16 protein-coding genes are annotated in these 21,609 nt (G+C 65.5%); 11 read left to right on the top strand and 5 right to left on the bottom strand.

Going from position 1 to position 21,609, the window contains the following annotated elements; translation table 11 throughout:
* Positions 1-66 precede the first annotated feature (66 nt).
* The 10 genes from E8M83_RS04230 (at position 67) to E8M83_RS04185 (ending at position 12,506) form a co-directional block, all read left to right on the top strand.
* The gene (locus tag E8M83_RS04230) at positions 67-606 is read left to right on the top strand and encodes a hypothetical protein (RefSeq protein ID WP_137172142.1); all 540 of its coding nucleotides are present in this window, start codon (positions 67-69) and stop codon (positions 604-606) included.
* 113 nt (positions 607-719) lie between these two features.
* The gene (locus E8M83_RS04225) at positions 720-2,972 is read left to right on the top strand and encodes a trehalose-6-phosphate synthase (RefSeq protein ID WP_137172141.1); all 2,253 of its coding nucleotides are present in this window, start codon (positions 720-722) and stop codon (positions 2,970-2,972) included.
* Positions 2,969-3,742, top strand: a complete 774-nt coding sequence (gene otsB, locus E8M83_RS04220; RefSeq protein ID WP_137172140.1) for a trehalose-phosphatase — start codon at positions 2,969-2,971, stop codon at positions 3,740-3,742. The genes E8M83_RS04225 and otsB overlap by 4 nt, the downstream gene beginning before the upstream one ends.
* Before the next feature lie 11 nt (positions 3,743-3,753).
* Positions 3,754-5,580: a glycoside hydrolase family 15 protein gene (locus tag E8M83_RS04215; protein ID WP_137172139.1), complete on the top strand. Its 1,827-nt coding sequence runs from the start codon at positions 3,754-3,756 to the stop codon at positions 5,578-5,580.
* A gap of 317 nt (positions 5,581-5,897) precedes the next feature.
* Positions 5,898-7,034 (top strand): non-hydrolyzing UDP-N-acetylglucosamine 2-epimerase, encoded by a 1,137-nt coding sequence (gene wecB / locus E8M83_RS04210; protein WP_170976691.1) that lies wholly within the window; start codon positions 5,898-5,900, stop codon positions 7,032-7,034.
* Positions 7,018-8,298 (top strand): UDP-N-acetyl-D-mannosamine dehydrogenase, encoded by a 1,281-nt coding sequence (gene wecC, locus E8M83_RS04205; protein ID WP_137172138.1) that lies wholly within the window; start codon positions 7,018-7,020, stop codon positions 8,296-8,298. Before wecB ends, wecC begins: the two co-directional genes overlap by 17 nt.
* Before the next feature lie 18 nt (positions 8,299-8,316).
* Complete coding sequence (locus E8M83_RS04200) at positions 8,317-9,528, top strand: TIGR04063 family PEP-CTERM/XrtA system glycosyltransferase (RefSeq protein ID WP_137172137.1); 1,212 nt, start codon at positions 8,317-8,319, stop codon at positions 9,526-9,528.
* Positions 9,528-10,700: a glycosyltransferase family 4 protein gene (locus tag E8M83_RS04195; RefSeq protein WP_137172136.1), complete on the top strand. Its 1,173-nt coding sequence runs from the start codon at positions 9,528-9,530 to the stop codon at positions 10,698-10,700. The genes E8M83_RS04200 and E8M83_RS04195 overlap by 1 nt, the downstream gene beginning before the upstream one ends.
* 131 nt (positions 10,701-10,831) lie before the next feature.
* Entirely contained in the window at positions 10,832-12,046 is a 1,215-nt protein-coding gene (locus E8M83_RS04190) for a glycosyltransferase (protein WP_170976690.1), read from the top strand.
* Positions 12,039-12,506, top strand: coding sequence for a hypothetical protein (locus tag E8M83_RS04185; RefSeq protein ID WP_137172135.1), 468 nt, complete (start codon positions 12,039-12,041; stop codon positions 12,504-12,506). The genes E8M83_RS04190 and E8M83_RS04185 overlap by 8 nt, the downstream gene beginning before the upstream one ends.
* On the opposite strand, the gene E8M83_RS04180 is transcribed toward E8M83_RS04185, so the two are convergent.
* Together E8M83_RS04180 and E8M83_RS04175 are read right to left on the bottom strand one after the other, a co-directional pair.
* Complete coding sequence (locus E8M83_RS04180; RefSeq protein WP_137172134.1) at positions 12,455-13,195, bottom strand: HAD family hydrolase; 741 nt, start codon at positions 13,193-13,195, stop codon at positions 12,455-12,457. The two genes, E8M83_RS04185 and E8M83_RS04180, sit on opposite strands and share 52 nt — an antisense overlap.
* A gap of 196 nt (positions 13,196-13,391) precedes the next feature.
* A complete protein-coding gene (locus tag E8M83_RS04175; protein WP_137172133.1) occupies positions 13,392-13,841 on the bottom strand; it encodes a carboxymuconolactone decarboxylase family protein in 450 nt (149 codons plus the stop codon).
* A gap of 175 nt (positions 13,842-14,016) precedes the next feature.
* Between E8M83_RS04175 and E8M83_RS04170 the strand changes: the two genes are divergently transcribed.
* A complete protein-coding gene (locus E8M83_RS04170; RefSeq protein ID WP_137172132.1) occupies positions 14,017-14,667 on the top strand; it encodes a hypothetical protein in 651 nt (216 codons plus the stop codon).
* A gap of 8 nt (positions 14,668-14,675) precedes the next feature.
* On the opposite strand, the gene E8M83_RS04165 is transcribed toward E8M83_RS04170, so the two are convergent.
* Genes E8M83_RS04165 through E8M83_RS04155 form a run of 3 tightly spaced genes read right to left on the bottom strand, consistent with a single transcriptional unit; the run spans position 14,676 to position 21,567 of the window.
* Positions 14,676-15,620, bottom strand: a complete 945-nt coding sequence (locus E8M83_RS04165; protein ID WP_137172131.1) for a transglutaminase family protein — start codon at positions 15,618-15,620, stop codon at positions 14,676-14,678.
* Positions 15,617-18,175, bottom strand: a complete 2,559-nt coding sequence (locus E8M83_RS04160; RefSeq protein WP_229491414.1) for a circularly permuted type 2 ATP-grasp protein — start codon at positions 18,173-18,175, stop codon at positions 15,617-15,619. The genes E8M83_RS04165 and E8M83_RS04160 overlap by 4 nt, the downstream gene beginning before the upstream one ends.
* 32 nt (positions 18,176-18,207) lie before the next feature.
* Positions 18,208-21,567: a DUF2126 domain-containing protein gene (locus E8M83_RS04155; protein WP_137172130.1), complete on the bottom strand. Its 3,360-nt coding sequence runs from the start codon at positions 21,565-21,567 to the stop codon at positions 18,208-18,210.
* Positions 21,568-21,609: the final 42 nt, after the last annotated feature.

Below are 21,609 nucleotides of genomic sequence, written 5' to 3'. Positions count from 1 at the left end.
CAAAAGCAAGTCGCGTCGGGCCGCCGTGCTAGGCTTGTCGATCATCCAATAACAACCGGGAACCCCATGAAAGCCATTCTTCCTATACTCGCCGTCACCTCCCTGGTCGCAGGCTGCGCCGCCACGCCGGCGCCCGCCGACTCGCGCGACGCCTTCATGGCCACCCTGCAGGGCATGTGCGGCCAGCGCTTCGAAGGTGGGCAGTCGTATGCGGTCGATCCGAACAATGAATTCGCCGGCAAGAAGATCTCGACCCAGGTCAATTGCAGCCCGACGGAAATCCGCATGCCGGTGCAGGTCGGCGAAGACCGTTCGCGCACCTGGATCTTCACCCGGCCGCAAGCCGGCCTGGAATTGCGCCACGACCACCGCCACGCCGACGGCACGCCAGACAAGGTGACGATGTACGGCGGCATGGCCCGCGATGGCGGCACGGCCCGCTCCCAAGCCTTCCTGGCAGACAAATACACCGCCGACCTGGTGCCTGGCGCGGATACCAATGTCTGGACCGTCACCCTCAGCGAAGATGGCAAGACCCTGACCTACCGTCTCGAGCGGCATGCCAAGCCGCGCGCCGAATTCGTGCTGCAGCGCGTGCCGGGATAACAGCCGGGCCGGCCTGGGCGATGGATGTTGCAGTGCGCAACGTTGCGACATGATAATTTGCAAATAGCTATACTCAAATGGTCGGCGACGTCGTCCCATCTTGAAGGAGCTACATGCGGTTCAGGTCGGTACAACTATCCATGCGCTTCATCGTGCCGCTGGCCCTGGTGCTGGCGCTGTTCGGTTACTTCGCGATTCCATGGATGGAAAATCTCACCGTGCGCTGGTTCGTACGGGATCTCGATACGCGTTCCCAGCTGGTATCGAGCACGCTACAACAGCCGCTGCTCAACTACCTCGAGGACAATGACTCCGCGCGCATCAACGATGCGTTCAGCCGTGCGATCCAGGACGAGCGCCTGTATGCGCTCGCCTTCTGCGATCCCTCCGGGAAGCTGGCGTACAAGACCGATACCTACCCGGTCTCGCTCGGCTGCCCCCGGGGCGCGGAGGGCGAGGAGGCCAACCCCGTCGTCAAGCTGCCGCGTGGACCGGTGCACGTCTCGAGCCGCGAGCTGACCCAGGACGGCATCGCCGCCGGGCGCCTGGTGCTGGTGCAGGACATGAGTTTCATCGAGCGCCGCAGCGAAGACACCAAGAAATATATCCTCGGCCTGTTCGTGTTGCTGGCCGGGGCGATTTCCCTGATCACGGTGCTGATCGCCCACCTCAGCTGGCACGGCTGGCTCAATGGCGTGCGCGACATGCTGCGCGGCGAACTGTCGCCGCGCCCGCAGGGGCCGATGCCGCCCGAGATCGCGCCGCTGGCCAGCGAATTGCGCGCGCTGCTCAACGAATACAACCGCGAGCTGCAGGGCAATGGCGTCGAGTCGCAGCCCTGGGGCCCCGACACGCTCAAGACGCTGCTGAACCAGGATCTCGCCGGCGACCAGATCCTGGTGGTCTCGAACCGCGAACCCTATATCCACGTCAATACGCCCAATGGCGTCAAGGTGCAGCGTCCCGCCAGCGGCCTGGTGACTGCAGTGGAGGCCGTGATGCGCGCCTGTTCCGGCACCTGGATCGCGCACGGCGCCGGCTCGGCCGACCGCGATACGGTCGACGCCAACGACCACGTGCCGGTGCCGCCCGAACACCCGAGCTACACGCTGCGCCGCGTCTGGCTGTCGAAGGAAGAAGAGCAGGGCTATTACTACGGCTTCGCCAACGAGGGCTTGTGGCCGCTATGCCATATCGCCCACGTGCGTCCCGTGTTCCGCTCGTCCGACTGGGCCGAATACGTCAAGGTCAACCAGCGCTTTGCCGATGCCGTGATCCAGGAAGCGCGCTCCGACAATCCGGTGGTGCTGGTGCAGGATTACCACTTCGCCCTGTTGCCGCGCATGGTGCGGGCGGTGCTGCCGAAGGCCACCATCATCACCTTCTGGCACATCCCCTGGCCGAACCCGGAATCGTTCGGCATCTGCCCGTGGCGCGAGGAAATCCTCGACGGCATGCTGGGCAGCACGATCCTCGGCTTCCACACGCCTTTCCACCGCAAGAATTTCCTCGATACCGTGGACCGCTACCTCGAGACGCGCATCGAGAACGAAGCCTCGACCGTCAGCTATGGCAACGAGCTGACCCAGGTGAAACCGTATCCGATCTCGATCGCCTGGCCCGAGCCGGTGCCGGACGAGTGCGACGTGGCGGCCTGCCGCGCCGAGATCCGCCAGGCGCTGGCGCTGCCGGCCGACCAATTGCTGGGCATCGGCGTCGACCGCCTCGATTACACCAAGGGCATCGTCGAGCGCTTCCAGGCGGTCGAGCGCATGCTCGAGCTGCATCCGGACATAGTCGGCAAATTCACCTTCGTGCAGATCGCAGCGCCCACCCGCTCTTCGCTCGACGAATACCAGAACTTCGAAGCGCGGGTGCGCGCGCTGGCCCAGCGCATCAACCAGCGCTTCTCCAGCGGCAGTTACCTGCCTATCATCCTCAAGACCGAACACCATGAACAAGCACAATTGCGTACTTATTTCCGCGCCTCCGAGGTGTGCAGCGTGACCAGCCTGCACGATGGCATGAACCTGGTGGCCAAGGAATTCATCGCCTCGCGCGACGACGAGCAGGGTGTGCTGATCCTGAGCCAGTTCACCGGCGCCGCGCGCGAGCTGCACGAGGCGCTGATCGTCAATCCTTATCACATCGAGGAAGGCGCCGAAGCGCTGTACCGCGCGCTGCGCATGCCGGCCGACGAGCAGCGCGAGCGCATGCGCACCATGCGGGTGCGGGTGCGCGACTTCAATGTCTATCGCTGGGCCGGCCGCATGCTGCAGGACGCGGCCCGCCTGCGCCAGCGCGAGCGCGTGCGCTCCAGGATCAATTCGCTCAGCCAGAACCGGGTACGAAAGGGGGAGGCATGATGGACAATATGAATGCGACCATCGACACCAACGAACAGGAAGCACTCGACCTGCTCGCGGCCCCAGGCTGCGCGCTCTTCCTTGACTTCGACGGCACGCTGGTGGACATCGCCCCGCGCCCCGACCAGGTGGTGGTGACGCCGCAATTGCTGGCCGCGCTAGGCGCGCTGCAACAGCGGCTGGACGGCCGCCTGGCCATCGTGTCCGGCCGCCCGGTCGCCGAGCTCGACCGGATGCTGGCGCCGTTGGCGCTGCCCGCCGCCGGCGTGCACGGCATGGAGCGTCGTGGCCTCGACGGCGTGCTGCGCCAGTTGCCGGCGCCGGACTTCACGGCGGTGCGCACCCAGGCGTATGCACTGGCCGCCCGTCACCCCGGCCTGTGGGTCGAGGAAAAGCATGGCGCGCTGGCACTGCACTACCGCCAGGCGCCTCAATTGCAGGCGCTGTGCGTCGAGACCATGGATGCAGCCGTGCGCACCAGCCTGGGCCTGCTGCTCATGGAAGGCAAGATGATCGTCGAGATCAAGGCCGCCGGCGTCAGCAAGGGCACGGCGATCCGCGACTTCCTGGCCGAGGCGCCTTTCGCCGGATACCGGCCCCTGTTCATCGGCGACGACACCACCGACGAAGCCGGCTTCGACCACGTGCAGCGCGTCGGCGGGATCGGCCTCAAGGTCGGCCCCGGACCGAGTGTGGCGAGCTGCCGGATTGCCTCGAGCCAGGCCGTGCGCGAGGCGCTGGCGCAAGCCGCTGCCACGTCAATCAATTGAAAGGACACAGCATGAACGATGTTTCCCAACAACCAGGTTCGACCGCCGTGAACGAAGCGCCGGGCTCCCTCGATTGCGGCGTGGTCGGCAATTGCGCCTTCAGCGCCATGATCGACCGCATGGGCCGGATGGTGTGGTGCTGCCTGCCGCGCTTCGACGGCGACCCGGTGTTCAACGCCTTGCTCGACCCCAGCGAAAACGGCAGCCTGTGGAGCATCGAGCTCGAAGGCGTCGTGCGCAGCGAGCAGGTCTATGAACCGAACACGGCGGTGCTGCACACGCGCCTGTACGATGGCGCCGGCAACGGCATCGAGATCACCGATTTCGCGCCGCGCTTCTTGAGTCGCGACCGCATGTTCCGCCCCCTGATGCTGGTGCGCCGGGTAAAGCCGCTGGGCGCCGGCGTGCGCGTGCGCGTGAAACTGCGGCCGCGTTTCGAGTATGGCGCCAAGCTGCCCGAGATCACGCAAGGCAGCCACCACATCCGCTACGTCGGCCCCGACCAGACCCTGCGCCTGAACACCGATGCGTCGCTCAGCTATGTGCTGGCCGAATCGTACTTCTTGCTCGACCGCCCGGTGAACTTCATGCTGGGACCGGATGAGACGCTGGCCGACGGCATCCAGGACACCGCCCACCGCTTCGAGAAAGAGACGATCGGCTACTGGCGCACCTGGTCGCGCCGCCTGGCCTTGCCGCTCGAGTGGCAGGACGTGGTGATCCGCGCCGCGATCACCCTCAAATTGTCGCTGTACGAAGACACCGGCGCCATCATCGCCGCCATGACCACCAGCGTGCCGGAAGCCCCGGGCAGCGAACGCAACTGGGACTACCGCTTCTGCTGGCTGCGCGACGCCTTCTTCGTGATCCGGGCCCTGAACAGCCTGTCCGAAGTGGGAACCATGGAAGACTACCTGCGCTGGCTGAGCAATGTGGTGGCGCGCGCCAAGGGCGGCCACATCCAGCCGCTATACGGCATCGGGCTCGAGGAACAATTGCCCGAGTCGATAGTCGATCATTTGCCGGGCTACCGCAACCACCGTCCGGTACGGGTCGGCAACCAGGCGCAAGAACACTTCCAGCACGATGTGTACGGCAATATCGTGCTCGGTGCAGCCCAGGCTTTCTTCGACCACCGCCTGTTCCGGCGCGCCGGCCACGCCGAGTTCAAGCATCTTGAGGCGGTGGGCGAGCAGGCTTTCCGCGTCTGGGCCGAGCCCGACGCCGGCATGTGGGAACTGCGCACGCGGGCGCGCGTGCATACCTCGTCGGTGCTGATGAACTGGGCTGCCTGCGATCGCCTGGCCAAGATCGCCGACGTGCTGGAATTGCCGGACCGCGCCGCCTTCTGGGCCGAACGCGCCGAACTGATCCGCAATCGCCTGCTGGCCGAAGCCTGGAGCGAAGAGCGCCAGGCCTTTGCCGAAAGCCTGGGCGGACGCGACCTCGACGCCAGCGTGCTGCTGATGGCCGAGATTAATTTCATCGACCCCAAGGATCCACGTTTCGTCGCCACCGTCGACGCGCTCGAAAAATCGCTGTGCGACGGCCCGTATATGCGCCGCTACGAAGCGCCGGACGACTTCGGCCGGCCCGAGACCGCCTTCAATATCTGCACCTTCTGGCGCATCGATGCATTGGCGCGCATTGGGCGTACGAAAGAGGCGCGCGAGGTATTCGAAGCAATGCTGGCGGCGCGCAACCACCTGGGGCTGCTGTCGGAAGATACTCACCCGGTCACGGGCGAAATGTGGGGCAATTTCCCACAGACATACTCGATGGTTGGCCTGATCAACTGCGCCATGCGCCTGTCGAAGTCATGGAATAGTGTCGTGTAAACATGGCGTAATAATTGGTCAATAACGTAGCAGTTGAAAAGTTGCGTTATTGACCATAAAACTTTATTATTTTAGTTTTAACAAATGCTGTAGTATCGCAGGATCTTTCGCGCCTGAAGTCGCTCGGCGAGGTCATGCAGACAGCTTGAAATGCTTTCCAAGAGGAACGCACGATTGAAATTCGATCTAGATTGCTTGAGGTATAATTTCCTGGTCAAAAAATTATCCTTCAGGAAACAATCGCTGTTCACATCCTGACGATTGCGCAACGGTTTCTCGTCCTGACCCGTCCCATGCACTTGGTAGTAATACTCTAGATGACTATTAAAGTTCTTACCGTTTTCGGAACGCGGCCGGAAGCAATCAAGATGGCTTCCGTCGTGCGCGCGCTGTCGGAATCTCCCGATGTCGACGTCAAGGTCTGCGTGACCGCCCAGCACCGTCAAATGCTGGACCAGGTCTTGAGCCTGTTCTCGCTCACGCCCGATTTCGACCTGAACCTGATGACGCCGGGCCAGGATCTTTCGGACATCACGTCCAAGGTGCTCACGGGCATGCGTGGCGTGCTGCGCGAGTGGCGTCCAGATTATGTATTCGTCCATGGCGATACTACCACGACATTCGCGACCAGCCTCGCCGCGTATTACGAGCGGATACCGGTTGGCCACGTGGAAGCCGGCCTACGTACCGGAAACATCTACTCGCCATGGCCCGAAGAAGTCAATCGCTGCCTGACCGGCGTGATCGCCAGCCTGCATTTCGCGCCGACCGACCACGCGCAACAGAACCTGCTGAATGAAGGCGTGCCGGCCGAGAATATTTGCGTCACCGGCAATACCGTCGTGGATGCCCTGCTCGACGTGGTCGCGCGCCTGGAAACCGACACCCAGCTCAAGCGCGAGATGGAAGCCCAGTTCGATTTCCTCGACAGCAAGAAGAAACTGATCCTGGTCACGGGCCACCGCCGCGAGAACTTCGGCAGCGGCTTCGAGAATATCTGCCGCGCGCTCGACGAAGTCAGCCGCATGCCGGACGTCGAAGTGCTGTATCCAGTGCACCTGAATCCGAACGTGCAGGAGCCGGTGCAGCGCATCCTGAAGGGCAATCCGAACGTGCACCTGATCGATCCGGTGAGCTACCTGCCGTTCGTCTACCTGATGAACCGCGCGGCGATCCTCTTGACCGATTCCGGCGGCATCCAGGAAGAAGCGCCGTCGCTGGGCAAACCGGTGCTGGTGATGCGCGACACCACCGAGCGTCCCGAAGCGGTAGCGGCGGGCACGGTGCGCCTGGTCGGCACCGGCATCGAGTCGATCGTCGGCGGCATCCGCACGCTGCTGAGCGACCCGGACGAATACGGGCGCATGAGTTCCGCCACCAATCCCTACGGCGACGGCACCGCCGCTACCCGCATCCTCAACTTTTTAAGAGAAAAACATGAGCAGCACCTTTGATACTATCTCGATGATCGGTCTGGGTTACATCGGCCTCCCAACCGCTGCGATGTTTGCGTCCCGCAAAAAGAACGTCATCGGCGTCGACATCAACCAGGATGCGGTCGACACCATCAACAGCGGCCAGACCCACATCGTCGAACCCGACCTCGACATGATCGTCGCCGCCGCCGTCAACCAGGGCTACCTGAAGGCCTCGACCACCGTGCAGCCGGCCGACGCCTTCCTGATCGCGGTGCCGACGCCGTTCCGCGGCGACCACGAACCGGACGTCACCTATGTCGAGGCGGCCGCGCGCTCGATCGCGCCGGTGCTGAAAAAGGGCGACCTCGTCATCCTCGAATCGACCTCGCCGGTGGGCACCACCGAGAGCCTGGCCAAATGGCTGGCCGAAGAACGTCCCGACCTCAAGATCCCGCTCGGCCCGGACGACGAAGCGGACATCAATCTCGCCTATTGCCCCGAGCGCGTGTTGCCGGGCAAGGTGATCCACGAGCTGGTGTCGAACGACCGCATCATCGGCGGCATCACCAAGGCCTGCTCGGAGCGCGCCATCGCGCTGTACCAGACCTTCGTGCAGGGCGAGTGCATCGAGACCAATTCGCGCACGGCCGAGATGTGCAAGCTCACCGAGAACTCGTTCCGCGACGTGAACATCGCCTTCGCCAACGAGCTGTCGGTCATCTGCGGCAAGCTCGGCATCGATGTGTGGGAACTGATCGCGCTGGCCAACCGCCATCCGCGCGTCAATGTGCTGCGTCCGGGCCCGGGCGTGGGCGGCCACTGCATCGCGGTCGACCCCTGGTTCATCGTGCACAGCGCGCCCGAGCAGTCCAAGCTGATCCGCGCGGCGCGCGAAGTCAACGACCACAAGCCGCACTGGGTGCTGGAGAAGGTCCGCGAAGAAGTGAATAAATACCTCGCCGCCAACCCGGAGCGCAAGGAATCGGACGTGACGATCGCCTGCTTCGGCCTGGCCTTCAAGCCCGATATCGACGACCTGCGCGAAAGTCCGGCCCTCGACATCGCCGCCGAGATCGCGAAGACGCACAATAGCCGCGTGATCGTGGTCGAGCCGAACATCTCGGCGCTGCCGGCGAGCCTGGACAAGGGCGAGCTGCGCACCCCGCAGGATGCGCTGGCGCGTTCGCAGATCGTGGTCATGCTGGTCAACCACCGGCCTTTCCTGTCGCTCAAGGAGTCGCTGTTCGCCGACAAGGTGATGATCGATACCTGCGGCTACCTCAGCGCCACCGGTCGTTAAGCAGTAAAGGAACTCGTCATGCGTGTGCTTCACGTCCTGGATCATTCGATTCCGCTGCACAGCGGCTACACCTTCCGCACCCGATCGATCCTGCACGAACAGCGCGCGCTGGGCTGGGAGACGTTCCACGTGACGGGTTCCAAGCAGAACTCGGGAGACATGCGCGAAGAAACCGTCGACGGCCTGCATTTCTACCGCACATCGCCGCTCGACGGCGCGCTGGCCAAGTTGCCGGTGCTGAACCAGAAGCAGGTGATCGATGGTCTCGTGCGGCGCCTGTCGGAAATCATCCCGCAGATCAAGCCGGACGTGCTGCACGCGCATTCGCCGTCGCTGAATGCGATCGCGGCCCTGCGCGCAGGTAAAAAATTCGGCATCCCCGTGGTGTATGAAGTGCGCGCCTTCTGGGAAGACGCCGCGGTCGACCATGGCACCTCGACCGAGGGCGGCCTGCGCTACCGCCTGACGCGGGCGCTGGAAACCCATGCGCTCAAGCGCGCCGATGCCGTCACCACCATCTGCGAAGGCCTGCGCCGCGACATCGTTGCGCGCGGCATCCCGGCCGACAAGATCACCGTGATCCCGAACGCGGTCGACATCGACAAGTTCGCCGTCGGCGGCGTGGCCGACCAGGACCTCAAGACCAAGCTCGGCCTGCAGGGCGCGCGCCTGATCGGCTTCATCGGCTCCTTCTATGCCTACGAGGGCCTGGACATCCTGCTGCGCGCGGTGCCGGCCCTGACGGCCGAGCGGCCCGACCTGCGCATCCTGCTGGTCGGTGGCGGCCCGGAAGACGCGCGCCTGCGCCAGATGGCGCAAGACCTGGGCATCGCTGACAAGGTGGTGTTCACGGGCCGGGTGCCGCACGAGCAGGTGCAGATGTACTACGACCTGCTCGACGTGCTGGTCTATCCGCGCCTGTCGATGCGCCTGACCGACCTGGTCACGCCGCTCAAGCCGCTCGAGGCGATGGCCCAGGGCCGGGTGCTGGCCGCGTCCGACGTGGGCGGCCACCTGGAACTGATCGTCGACGGCAAGACCGGCGTGCTGTTCAAGGCCGACGACCCGCAGGCCCTGGCCGACAAGGTCGGCGCCCTGGCCGACGCCCAGGCCGACTGGCCGGCGCTGCGCGCGGCCGGGCGCCAGTTCGTGGAAAGCGAGCGTAACTGGAAAGCCAGCGTCGGCCGCTACAAGAGCATCTACGGCCGCCTGACGGGAGCCGCGGCCTGATGAAGATCCTGACGTTCAGCACGCTGTTCCCGAACAGCGAAAAGCCGGGCCACGGCATTTTTGTCGAAACCCGGCTGCGCCACCTGGTCGCCAGCGGCCAGGTCGAGGCGCGCGTGGTGGCGCCGGCGCCGTGGTTCCCTTCGCAGAACCCGATGTTCGGTCAGTATGCGCGCCAGGCCAGGGTGCCGCGCAGCGAGGTGCGGCACGGCATCCGCGTCGAACACCCGCCCTACCTGGTGGTGCCCAAGGTCGGCATGAATGTGGCGCCTGCGCTGCTGTTCCAGGCGGCCAAGGGGACGATCGCGCGCATGATCGACGAAGGCTACGACTTCGACCTGATCGACGCCCACTATTTTTATCCCGATGGCGTGGCGGCGGCGATGCTGGCCCGCTACTTCAACAAGCCGTTCGTGATTACGGCGCGTGGCTCGGACATCACGCTGTTCCCGAAATTCGCGCTGCCACGCAAGATGATTCATTGGGCCGCCAGCCGCGCCGATGGCATCATCACCGTTGCCAGTGCGCTGCGCGACGAAGTGATCGGCCTGGGCATCGACCCGAACCGCGTCGTCGCGCTGCGCAATGGGGTCGACCTGCAGCTGTTCCGGCCACCGGAACAACGGGAAGACAAGCCATTTACCCTGGTGACCGTGGGCCACCTGGTGCCGGTCAAGGCCCAGGAATTGAGCATCGGCGCCTTGCCCCTGCTGCCGGGCGTGCGCCTGGTGATCGCCGGCGAAGGCCCGAATCGCCCGATGCTCGAAAACCTCGTGCGTGAACTGAAACTCGAGGATCGCGTCACCTTTTTGGGCGCCGTCTCGCAGCAGGAGCTGCGGGTGCAGTATGGCGCCGCCGATGCGATGGTGCTGTCGTCCAGCCGCGAAGGCTGGGCCAATGTGTTGCTCGAATCGATGGCCTGCGGCACCCCGGTCGTGGCCAGCCGCGTGTACGGCACGCCCGAAGTCGTGGCGGCGCCCGAAGCGGGCGTGCTGATGAACGAGCGCACGCCGCAAGGCGTGGCCGAAGCCGTCAATCGCCTGCGCGCCAACTATCCCGAGCGCGCGGCCGTGCGCCGCTACGCCGAGCGCTTCAGCTGGGACGACACCACGGCCGGCCAGCTGCGGCTGTTCCGCTCCATCCTCAAGCAGGGCGAGTCGCTGGCCCTGGCGTAATCGAGTCATACCGCCACAATCCGCCCGCCGTCATGGCCGGGTCACAATCCGCGATTACATTCGCTGGCATATCGTGACCCGAGGGGCGTGTGCATGGCGTGGAGCAATTCGACAGTCAGGACGGCGTTGGCATGCGCAACAAGGCGCACTGCGTGAGGGAGGGCGACTTCCAGCAGGGCATCGCCGGCAAGAAGATTCTCTTGCTCAGCGTTCCCGCCGGCGCCGGCCATACGCGGGTCGCCGAAGCCATCCGTGCCTGCGCCGCGGCCGATTATGGCGACGTCAAGGCGATCCACCTGGACGCGATGGCCTTCGCCACGCCGCGCCTGCGCAAGGTGTACACCGACTTCTATCTGCTGCTGGTCAAACGCATGCCCGGCCTGTGGCGGCATGTGTACCGGCTGACCGACGAGGCAGCGCCTGATGGCTGGATCAACCGCCTGCGGCGCTGGATCGAGCGGCGCGACTGCCGGCTGCTGGCCGCGGAAGTCGCCGCGCTGGCGCCGGACGCCATCGTCTGCACCCACTTCCAGCCGGCCGAGATCCTGTCTCGGCAGATCGCGGCTGGCGCCTTGACCTGCCCGGTATGGGTGCAGGTGACCGATTTCGACCTGCACCGCATGTGGATCCACCCGCACATCGCCGGCTATTTCGCGGCCAACGACGAGGTGGCGTTCCGCATGCGCGAGCAGGGCATCCCGGCGCAAGCGATCCATGTGGCCGGCATCCCCACCATGCCGGCGTTTTCGATGCCGCACGACCGCGCCGAATGCGCCCGCGCGCTGGGCCTCGATCCCGCACTGAAAACCATTTTATTGATGGGCGGCGGCGCCGGGTTGGGCGGCCTGAACCGGGTGGCGGACAAGCTGCTGGCCATTCCCGGCGATTTCCAGCTGATCGCGCTGGCCGGAAAGAACGCGGCCGAGCTGGCGGCCCTGCAGCGCCTGGCCGTGCGCCATCCGGGCCGGCTGGCGCCGCAGGGCTTCACGGACCGGGTCGAGCGCCTGATGGCCTGCGCCGACCTGGTGGTGACCAAGCCGGGCGGCGCCACCAGCGCCGAATGCCTGGCGATGGGCCTGCCCATGATCGTCAACGCCCCGATCCCGGGGCAGGAAGAGCACAACGCGAACTACCTGCTGGAGCACGGCGCGGCGCTCAAGGCATCCGATCTGTCGACCCTGGAGTACCGGGTTCGCTACCTGCTGGGGCACCCGGAGCAGCTGCAGGCGATGGCCCAACGCGCGCGCGCGCTGGGCCGGCCGCATGCGGCCACGCAGGTGCTGGAAACGGTGTTGTATCAATGCGAACAGCCGCGCGAACAAACAAGTGAAGAGGCTTATGGTTGAATTGTCGGATGGTGGCAGGGTCGTATCGATGGTGGGTGCGGTACTGGTGGCGGCCTACCTGTTCGCGCGGGTAGAAGTGGAAATCGAGGGCGATGCCGGCTGGGCGGCAAACCTGCCGACCTGGCGCATCGAGCAGCACCCGCTGCTCGACATCTTCATGGGCGGACGCGCGCTGACCGGCTACCACCTGTGGATGTTCGCCTTCATCGGGCTGATCTTCCACTTCCCGCTGTTCTTCATGGGGCAGTGGTCGCTGGAGCTCGAGGCCAGCGTGGCGGCCTCGATCATGCTGTTCTGGATCGTCGAGGACTACCTGTGGTTCGTCATCAATCCCGCCTTCGGCTGGCGCCGTTTCAAGCAGGAGCTGGTGCCCTGGCACAAGCACTGGGCATTGGGTGCGCCGGTCGACTACTGGATATTCGGCGCCATCAGCCTGCTGCTGTTCTGGTACGGCGCCTGAGCCAGCACACCGAGGTCGAGCGCATGCCGGATCCGGCAGCACAGTTCGGTCGAGGTGCGTGAAATCAGCTCGTGCGGAATCTCGAACTTGGTCGTGAGCCGGTCGTGGTCTTCGAAGCCGTAGGAGACGATGAACGGGTGCATGCCGGTGCCGATCGCCGCCGCGAAATCCTTGTGCTCGTCGCCGCAGATATAGGCGCGCGCCGGGTTGACCCCGAACTGTTCGCGGGTGGCGCGGAACTGGGCGGTCTTTTTCTCTTTCAGGGGGATATGGACCAGGAAGTCGAGTTCGGCGATATCGATGTCGTGGCGCAGGAATAGCTGGCGCAGGGTTTCCAGCGGCTCGAGCGTGACGTTGCGCGTCACGATGCCGACCGTGATGTCGGGCGCGGCGATCAATTCGCGGATCAGGTCTGCGATGCCGTCGTACAGCCTGGCTTCTTGCCGGTAGATGCCGGTCAGGGTGTCGATTAGCTGCGCACGGCTGTTCTTGCGCAGGTTCTTGCGGATGATCGAGGGGAATTCCTTCAGGCCGCCTAGGTACTTGAGCAGGTTATGGCGTTTCTGGAACCGGGTTTCTTCCCCGATCACCAGGCCGTGGCGGGAAAATGCCGCTTCGATCGCTGAAAACGCATCGATGGTGGTGCCGTCCGCATCGAGGATCAGGAGCTTCTTGTCGCTTTTATACATGATGTCTTCGCATCCGGGTAGCGTTGGCCAATCCGGCGTGAACACTTGCCGGAGCTCACTTTTGAACCATCATCCGCCCGTGTAATGACAGGCGTGTGACAAAGGAGCGATATCGCGCGGTTTGCGAAGCCTTGCCAACAAGCGCAGGTTCGAATGACGTCATTCGGATACACCGTCATCCGAACCTGTGTGTGGCCTAGGCCTTGGCGGCCGGCTTCAGCCGGAAGCTCACGCCCATGCGGTTGAACGCGTTCATGGCAGCGATGGCAATCGTCAGGTCGGCCAGGTCTCTCGGGCCGAAGGCTGCCGATGCCGCAGCATAGGCTTCGTCCGAGACATGGGTTTCGCTGACGCGGGTGACTTCCTCCGACCATGCCAATGCGGCGCGTTCCTGGTCCGAGAACAGGTAAGCGGCTTCGTGCCAGACCGGGACCAGCAACAGCTTGTCGACCGACATGCCTTCCTTGATCAGGTCGCGCGAGTGCAGGTCGATGCAATGCGCGCAGCCATTGATTTGCGAGACCCGGAGGAAGACGAGGTGGATCAGCTGGGACGGGAGCTGGGTATTCTTCGTGACGTAGTGGTGGACGCCGCCCAGGGCTTTGGCGCCCTCGGGCGAAGCTTGGAACCAGTTTTCGCGATTCATTTGTCTTGTTTCCGTAAGTGGTGAATGGGTCGACACCGGCAACATCGCCGGCTGTCCATGACAAGACGAATGAGGTGGCAGGCTTGTGACATCTCACGCAAAAAAAACCAATTGGCCGAGGCGTTTTTTCTTGAATGGGTACACTGGCTGTCTCGAGAATCAAGCCGGAACCAGGATGCGCTATATGGATTTCAGTTCGTGGCAGGGTGCGATGACGACCATCATCGGGCTTGCCGTAATTACCCTTCTCGGCGTGGGTATCCGCATCCTGATGATGCAGACCATCCAGCAACGGCGCGAGCGCATGAACCGCCAGATCAACGAGCGACTGAAAACCCTGATCGCCGCCTATCGCACGCTTGGCGGTTCGTTCACCGGGCAATTGACGGTCGATCCGACGCATTTGCGTGAGATGCGCGAGCGCGCGCTATCGGGCGAGGAGGCGGGCGATGGCGCGGCGAGTTCGGATCGGTCACGCCGCATCCGCGATGCGGTCGAAGCCGCGCTGGCGGACATCCTGCTGCTCGGCACCGAAGAACACTGCCGGCTGACGGCGCAGGCGGCGGCCGACCTGGCTGCCGGGCGGCCGATCCACACGGCAGAACTGGTGGTGAGCCTGCGCACCTTCATTCGCGCGGCGCTCGACCTCGATCCGATGCCCGGCGAGGTCATGATTCCATTGCAGGGACCGACGCGCACCCAGGGCGGTGGCAATCGTGCGAAAGGCGAGGGCGGCGGCGCGGGAAGCAGGAACGGCGGCGGCATGGATGGCGGTGGCCCCGGCATGCCCATCCCTGGCGGGCCTGGACACAAGGACGGCGCCTGAGTGGCCCTCTACGCCTCGTCCGGCAACAACGGCAACGGCGTCACCGTCACCTGCACGTCGAGCTCCTGCTTGCCGCCGCCAAGCACGATGCCGCGCAGCGGGGTCACGTCGCTGAAGTCGCGTCCCCACCCCAGCGTGATGTGTTCGTGTTGCACCAGGCAGCGGTTGGTCGGATCGAAATCGATCCAGCCCAGCGCCGGGCAGAACACCGACACCCAGGCATGCGAGGCGTCGGCGCCGACCAGGCGCGGCTTGCCTGCCGGCGGGTGGGTCAGGATGTAGCCGCTCACATAGCGTGCCGGCAGGCCGATGCTGCGCAGGCAGCCGATCATCAACTGGGCGAAGTCCTGGCACACGCCGCGCCGGCCACGCAATACCTGCTCGAGCGGGGTGGAAATATCGGTCGCCTTGGCGTCGAATTCGAAGTCGTCGAAGATCCTGTGGGTCAGGTCCAGCGCCGCATCGAGTTGCGGCCGGCCCGGGGTGTAGCTGATGCGGGCATAGGCTTCCAGTTCCGGGAAACTGGTCACGAGCGGCGAGGCGTACAGGTAGCGGCAGGCTTCCAGCGTGGCGGCGCTCTTTTCCTTGCCCATCATGTCGCGCACGCATTCCCATGGCAGGGTGCCGGCGATCTGCGCCAGCGTGTAGCGCGCGCGCAGCGAGACCGTCGATTCGGCGTGCACCAGCAGGCTGTCATGCGGCAGGGTGAGCGCCACGTGGCGGGTCAGGTTGCCGAAATAGTCGACACCTTCCTGGCTGTCGCTGATCACCGGGTCGAGCCAGATCAGGTGCGACTCGGTCTGCTGGCATGGGAAGGAGCGCGGGGTCAGGTGCAGGTATTGCTGCGACAGGGTGACCGTGCTGCTGTAGGTGTAGCGCGTTTCATGCACCACGCGATAGCGCGCGCAGACGCCGGCGCTCGCCGGCAAATCGATCCTGGGCTGCGCGATCATGAGCTGCGGTTCCTTTGGCGGCCGTTATCGGTATAGCTGAAAAATTGTACGCTGATCTGCTCGGACAGGGCCGCGCTGGCCTGGCCGATCCGCTGTAGCAGGCCGCTCAGCATCGTGTTGCCGTGGTTCAGGTCGGCGCCTGGATCGAGTGCGACCAGCTCGTCCTTGAGGGACGCCAGCGTGTCGGCGCCGCAGGCGCCCTGGGTCTGTGCGATCCTGGCCACGGTGCCCAGGATGCCGTTGAGCTGGAACAGGATCGAGCGCGGATTGGTCTCGTCGAGCAAGAGCAGGTCGAGCACCGGCAGCCATTCGGGCTGGGTCCGGTAGCGGGCGCGGTAGGTGACGATGCTGTCGGACAGTTCGAGCAGCCATTCCAGGTTGCCGTTCTCGTCCATTGCGAGCGCGCGCTGCAGCACCAGGCTCTGGAACTGCAGGCGTTCCAGGCGGCGGCCCAGCGACATGAAACGCCAGCCGAGGTCGCGCGTCATCCCGTCGAAGGCGAAGCCGGCCAGCGTCATCAGCGCGGCGGTGGCGTCGTCGAGGATCGTCATCACACCCGACTGCGATGGCCGCTCGCCGCTGGCCGAGGCCGGCTGCACCATGCGGTTCAACGCGCGCCAGTTGTCGACCGAGAAGCGTTCGTGCAACAGGCCGGCGATGCGGTGCAGTTGCTGCTGCTGGCGCGCCAGGCCAGGCACATTGGGCGACACCACCGCCAGCAGCAGGGCCGACTCGAGTTCGGCATCGGTGAAGATGGCGCTGGCCTGGCCCGCCCCTTCGCCATGGCCCGCGGGCGCCGGCTTCCTTTCGGCGTCGATCAGGCCGAACCAGATGCACAGCGCTTCGACGGTCGGCCATTCGGCGCCGCGCTGGTCGAAACGCACATTGAACAGGAAGTTGAGCGCGACCCGCAGCAGGCGCGCGATATTGTCGCAGCGCTCGGCATGGCGCCCGAACCACAGCAAGTTTTCCGCGACGCGGCTCGACAGGTTGCTGTCTTCGCGCACCAGGTCGGCGCTCGTGATGCTGCGTTTTTGCAGGCGGTGCACCTCGACCCGCGAGCGTGCCTGGACCCAGGTGTCCTTGCTGGCGCCGCCCATCTGCATGGTCAGCACGCGCGCATCCGGCCCGGTGGCCACGCGGGTCAGGCCGCCCGGCATCACCACATAGCCATTCGGCGTGGCGCAGGCAAACACGCGCAGGCCGACGGCGCGCGCCTGCAGGCCTGGCGCCGCGCCATCCTTCCACACCGGCGCCTGTGACAGCCGCACCAGTTCCTGGGCAATGTAGTTGTTCGGATTGGCGCGCAGCCGGGCGATCAGCGCCACGCGCGCGGCGCCGTCCAGGTCCTGGCCGAACACCGCCGCTTGCGGCAGTTGCGAAAAACCGGGCTTGATGACCAGCCGATCGAGCTTGCCGATCACGGTTTCCAGCGCCGCCTCTTCGCCGCACCACCAGGTGGCCACCGACGGCATCCTGAGCGCCTCGTCCAGCAGGCGTTTGGACAGCGCCGGCAAAAAGCCAAGCAGCGCGCCCGACTCGAGCAGGCTCGAGCCGAGGCTGTTGGCGACCAGCACATTGCCGCGCATGGCGGCCTGGGTCAGTCCGGCCACGCCCAGCAATGAGCTTTGCAGTTCGAGTGGATCGCACGATTCGTCGTCGACCCGGCGCATGATCACGTGCACCCGGTGCAGGCCGGCCAGGGTCTTGAGGTAGACCACGCCGTCGCGCACCGTCAGGTCGCCGCCTTCGACCAGCGGCAGGCCGAGATAGCGCGCCAGGTAGGCCTGTTCGTAGTAGCTGGCGGTGCGTGGGCCGGGCGTGAGCAGCACGATCAGCGGCGCTTCGCCCTCTCGCAGCGGCGCCGGCGCATCGCCGCCGGCAGCGCACAGGCGGCCCCAGTGCACCAGGCTGTCGTGCATGGTGCGGAAGAAGCTGGTCAGGGGCCGCACCTTGAGTTCGCGCAGCAGGTCGGGGAAGGTGGGCGCGATGATGGCGCGATTTTCCAGCGCATAGCCGGCGCCGAACGGCGCCTGGGTGCGGTCGGCCATGACCCACCAGCGGCCGTCCGGCGCGCGCGCCAGGTCGACCGCATAGAAGTGCAGGGCCACGTCGTCATGGTGGCGCATGCCGTGGCAGGGCCGCAGGAAGCCGGCATGGCCGTCGATCAGCGCCGACGGCAGCAGGCCTTCGCGCAGCATCTCCTGCTTGCCGTAGACATCGCCCAGGATCTTGTTGAGCAGGGTGGCGCGCTGGATCACGGCCGCCTCGATGCCGCTCCATTCCTCGTGCGGCACGATCAGCGGCAGCACGTTCAGGTCCCATGGCCGTTGCCGGCCGTGGGCGTCGGCGGCAACGTTGTAGCTGACGCCGTTCTCGCGCACCTGGCGCTGCACCAGCTCCTGGCGCTGGCGCATGATGGCGGGCGCCTCGTGCGCCAGGTGGTCCAGCATCGCGCGCCAGTGCGTGCGCGGCGCCTTGGCCGCGTCGAGCATTTCGTCGAAACCATCCGGCGCGGCCAGATAGTGGGCAAGCAATTGGTTCGGCATGGACATGCGGCTGGTTACAAATGGTACGGAATGATAGGTTAACCCGGCTGCCAGCGTAAATCTAGTGTCATGGGGAAACTAGGGTTAGGTGGCTCCTTGCGCACCGTCATCGGACCCGGCGTGTGTCCATGCGGCCAGAAGCGCGCAAAACGGCGTGCCTCGGCGGCATTCGCATTGACCGGCGAGCCGGTTTCATTGCGTCCCCCGGGGTGCACCACATGGTAGGTGCAGCCGCCGATCGAGCGCCCGCTCCAGGTGTCGACCAGGTCGAATACCAGCGGCGCCTGCACCTTGATGCTCGGATGCAGGGCCGACCACGGGCTCCAGGCGCGGAAGCGCACGCCGGCCACGTACTCGCCCGGCACGCCGGTCGGATGCAGCGGCAGCATGCGGCCGTTGCAGGCCACCACATGGCGGCCGTCGGTCAGCCCGCGCACCAGCAGCTGCATGCGTTCGACCGACGAATCGACGTAGCGCGCGGTGCCGCCGGCCGCGACTTCTTCGCCCAGCACATTCCACGGCTCGATCGCCTGGCGCAGCTCCATCTCGACACCCTCGTAGACCACGGTGCCAAAGCGCGGGAAGCGGAACTCGATGAAGGGCTCGAACCAGTGGTCTTCGAAGGCATAGCCGGCCGCACGCAGGTCGCGCGCGACGTCGCGGATATCCTGGGCGACGAAGTGCGGCAGCATCCAGCGGTCGTGCAGCGCGGTGCCCCAATGCACCAGCCCGGCCTGGCAGGGCGCGCGCCAGAAGCGCGCGACCAGGGCCCGCAGCAACAGCATTTGCAGCAGGCTCATACGCTCATGCGGCGGCATCTCGAAGGCGCGGAACTCCACCAGGCCCAGGCGCCCGGTCGGGCCGTCCGGCGAGTACAGCTTGTCGATCGAAAATTCGGCGCGGTGGGTATTGCCGGTCAGGTCGACCAGCAGGTTGCGCAGCAAGCGGTCGACCATCCACGGCTTGTCGCCCGGGTGCAGGGTCGGCAGCACCTGGTCCATTTGCTGGAAGGCGATCGCCAGCTCGTACAGATTGTCGTCGCGCGCCTCGTCGACCCGCGGCGCCTGGCTGGTCGGTCCGATGAAGGTGCCCGAGAACAGGTAGGACAGCGCCGGGTGGACCTGCCAGTAGGTGATCAGGCTCTTGAGCAGGTCGGGACGGCGCAGCATCGGGCTGTCCTCGACGCTGGCGCCGCCCAGGGTGGCGTGGTTGCCGCCGCCGGTGCCGGTGTGGCGGCCGTCGTGCATGAACTTCTCTGTGCCCAGGCGGGTCAGGCGCGCTTCCTGGTACAGGGTCGTCACGTTGTGCACCAGCTCATTCCACGAGGCGGCCGGATGGATATTGACTTCGATGACGCCCGGATCGGGCGTGACGCTGAGCAGCTTGATGCGCGGGTCGCACGGCGGCGCATAGCCCTCGATCCGCAGCTTCATCTTGAGCCTGGCGGCGCTGGCCTCGACCGCACTCACCAGCGCCAGGTAATCCTCGATGCGCTTCTGCGGCGGCATGAACACGTACAGGCGCCCGGCGCGCACCTCGACGCACAGCGCGGTATGGATCACGTCGCGCGCGGCCGGCTCGGGCGGCGCGGCCGGGGTGGCCGGCTTGTCCGCCCTGGCGGCCTTGTCCGCCGTCTTGCCGGCGGCCAGGCCCAGTACCGGCCGGCGGTCTTTTTTCACCGCCGGCAAGGCGGCGCGCGGCGCGTATGGATCGACGTCGAAATCTGGATCGCGTTCTCCGGGCAGCACCCAGGGCAGCGTGGCCAGCGGCAGGCGCAGGCCGATCGGCGAGTCGCCCTCGAGCAGGTACAGGTTTTCGCGCCGCAGCGGCCAGGGGGAGGTACGCCAGCTGCTGCCGAGCATGACCGCCGGATCGTAATCCCGCGCCTGCAGCGGCAGCACGTAGCCGGCCACCTGGCCCAGGCCGCGCTCGAGCAGGCGCGCCAGCCGGCGCCGTTCTTCCGGCGCCTTCAGGTCGGCCTGCAAGGGGTCGAGATTGCGCGGCAGCGCCTGTTCGCGCTGGGCCTGCAGCAGCACGTCTTCATAGGCCGGGATGGCGCTGCCGGCGGGCAGGCCGAGCGCCTTGACCAGCTCGGCGATGAAGCGGCCGGCCTCATCGCCGCCGTAGCCGTCGTCGACGGTTTCGTCGGAGAATAGGGACGGATCGAGCCACATCGGCTGGCCGTCGACGCGCCAGAAGATGTTCAGCGCCCAGCGCGGCAACGGCTCGCCCGGATACCATTTGCCCTGGCCGTAGTGCAGCATGCCGCCCGGCGCGAAGTGGTTCTTCAGCCGGTGCATCAGGTTGCCCGCCAGTTCGCGCTTCTTGTCGCCATGCGCCAGGGTATTCCATTCCGGCCCGTCCATATCGTCGATCGAGACGAAGGTGGGCTCGCCGCCCTGGGTCAGGCGCACGTCCTGGGCCAGCAGATCGGCGTCGACCTGCTGGCCCAGGCGGTCGATGGCCTGCCAGTCGCCTTCCGCATACGGTTTGGTCACGCGCGGGTCTTCATGGATGCGGGTGACCGTCATCTCGTGGACGAAGGTGACCTCGGCCTTGTCGCTGAAGCCCGTCACCGGCGCCGCCGACGACGGCATGGCGGTGCAGGCCAGTGGAATATGGCCTTCGCCGGCCAGCATGCCCGAGGTGGGGTCGAGCCCGATCCAGCCGGCGCCGGGGATGTACACCTCGGTCCAGGCGTGCAGGTCGGTAAAATCCTCGAGCGGGCCGCTCGGACCGTCGAGCGCTTCCTGGTCGGCGCGCAGCTGGATCAGGTAGCCCGACACGAAGCGCGCCGCCAGCCCCATCTCGCGCAGGATCAACACCAGCAGCCAGCCGGTGTCGCGGCACGAGCCGGAACATTTTTCCAGCGTGTCTTCCGGTGTCTGCACGCCGGGCTCCATCCGCAACAGATAGGCGATATCGCGCTGCAGGCGCTGGTTGATCGCCACCAGGAAATCATTGGTATTCATCGGCTGCGCCAGCAGTTCGCGCCGCGTCGCGGCCACCCAAGCCAGCAGGCGGGGGCCGGGCGGCTCGGCCTGGGCGTAGGCGCTCAGCTCCGCCTGCAGCTGCTCCGGATAGGAAAACGGAAAATTCTCGGCGTATTTCTCGATGAAGAAATCGAAGGGATTGATGACCGTCATGTCGGCAATCAGGTCGACTGTGAACTCGAGCGTGTCCGTTTTTTCCGGGAACACGAAGCGGCCGATGTAATTCCCGTATGGATCTTGCTGCCAATTGATAAAGTGCTCTTTCGGCAACACCGACAGCGAATATCCCAGGATCGGGGTGCGCGCATGGGGCGCCGGCCGCAGCCTCACTTCATGCGGCGAGAGGGCGACTTGCCGGTCATAGCGGTAACTGGTCTTGTGGTGCAGCGCGATTCGGATAGCCATGCGTCGATGCCTTTATGAGGTGATCACGCACGATACCAGCCT

Source organism: Massilia sp. HP4 (assembly GCF_005222695.1).
Lineage (GTDB): Bacteria > Pseudomonadota > Gammaproteobacteria > Burkholderiales > Burkholderiaceae_D > Telluria.
This window is presented reverse-complemented; position numbering and strand designations above follow the sequence as displayed.

Bases quoted from the DNA above. Each gene is read 5' to 3' on its own strand.
- E8M83_RS04230 (WP_137172142.1), top strand. From the start codon at position 67: ATGAAAGCCATTCTTCCTATACTCGCCGTCACCTCCCTGGTCGCAGGC.
- E8M83_RS04225 (WP_137172141.1), top strand. From the start codon at position 720: ATGCGGTTCAGGTCGGTACAACTATCCATGCGCTTCATCGTGCCGCTG.
- otsB (WP_137172140.1), top strand. From the start codon at position 2,969: ATGATGGACAATATGAATGCGACCATCGACACCAACGAACAGGAAGCA.
- E8M83_RS04215 (WP_137172139.1), top strand. From the start codon at position 3,754: ATGAACGATGTTTCCCAACAACCAGGTTCGACCGCCGTGAACGAAGCG.
- wecB (WP_170976691.1), top strand. From the start codon at position 5,898: ATGACTATTAAAGTTCTTACCGTTTTCGGAACGCGGCCGGAAGCAATC.
- wecC (WP_137172138.1), top strand. From the start codon at position 7,018: ATGAGCAGCACCTTTGATACTATCTCGATGATCGGTCTGGGTTACATC.
- E8M83_RS04200 (WP_137172137.1), top strand. From the start codon at position 8,317: ATGCGTGTGCTTCACGTCCTGGATCATTCGATTCCGCTGCACAGCGGC.
- E8M83_RS04195 (WP_137172136.1), top strand. From the start codon at position 9,528: ATGAAGATCCTGACGTTCAGCACGCTGTTCCCGAACAGCGAAAAGCCG.
- E8M83_RS04190 (WP_170976690.1), top strand. From the start codon at position 10,832: ATGCGCAACAAGGCGCACTGCGTGAGGGAGGGCGACTTCCAGCAGGGC.
- E8M83_RS04185 (WP_137172135.1), top strand. From the start codon at position 12,039: ATGGTTGAATTGTCGGATGGTGGCAGGGTCGTATCGATGGTGGGTGCG.
- E8M83_RS04180 (WP_137172134.1), bottom strand. From the start codon at position 13,195: ATGTATAAAAGCGACAAGAAGCTCCTGATCCTCGATGCGGACGGCACC.
- E8M83_RS04175 (WP_137172133.1), bottom strand. From the start codon at position 13,841: ATGAATCGCGAAAACTGGTTCCAAGCTTCGCCCGAGGGCGCCAAAGCC.
- E8M83_RS04170 (WP_137172132.1), top strand. From the start codon at position 14,017: ATGCGCTATATGGATTTCAGTTCGTGGCAGGGTGCGATGACGACCATC.
- E8M83_RS04165 (WP_137172131.1), bottom strand. From the start codon at position 15,620: ATGATCGCGCAGCCCAGGATCGATTTGCCGGCGAGCGCCGGCGTCTGC.
- E8M83_RS04160 (WP_229491414.1), bottom strand. From the start codon at position 18,175: ATGTCCATGCCGAACCAATTGCTTGCCCACTATCTGGCCGCGCCGGAT.
- E8M83_RS04155 (WP_137172130.1), bottom strand. From the start codon at position 21,567: ATGGCTATCCGAATCGCGCTGCACCACAAGACCAGTTACCGCTATGAC.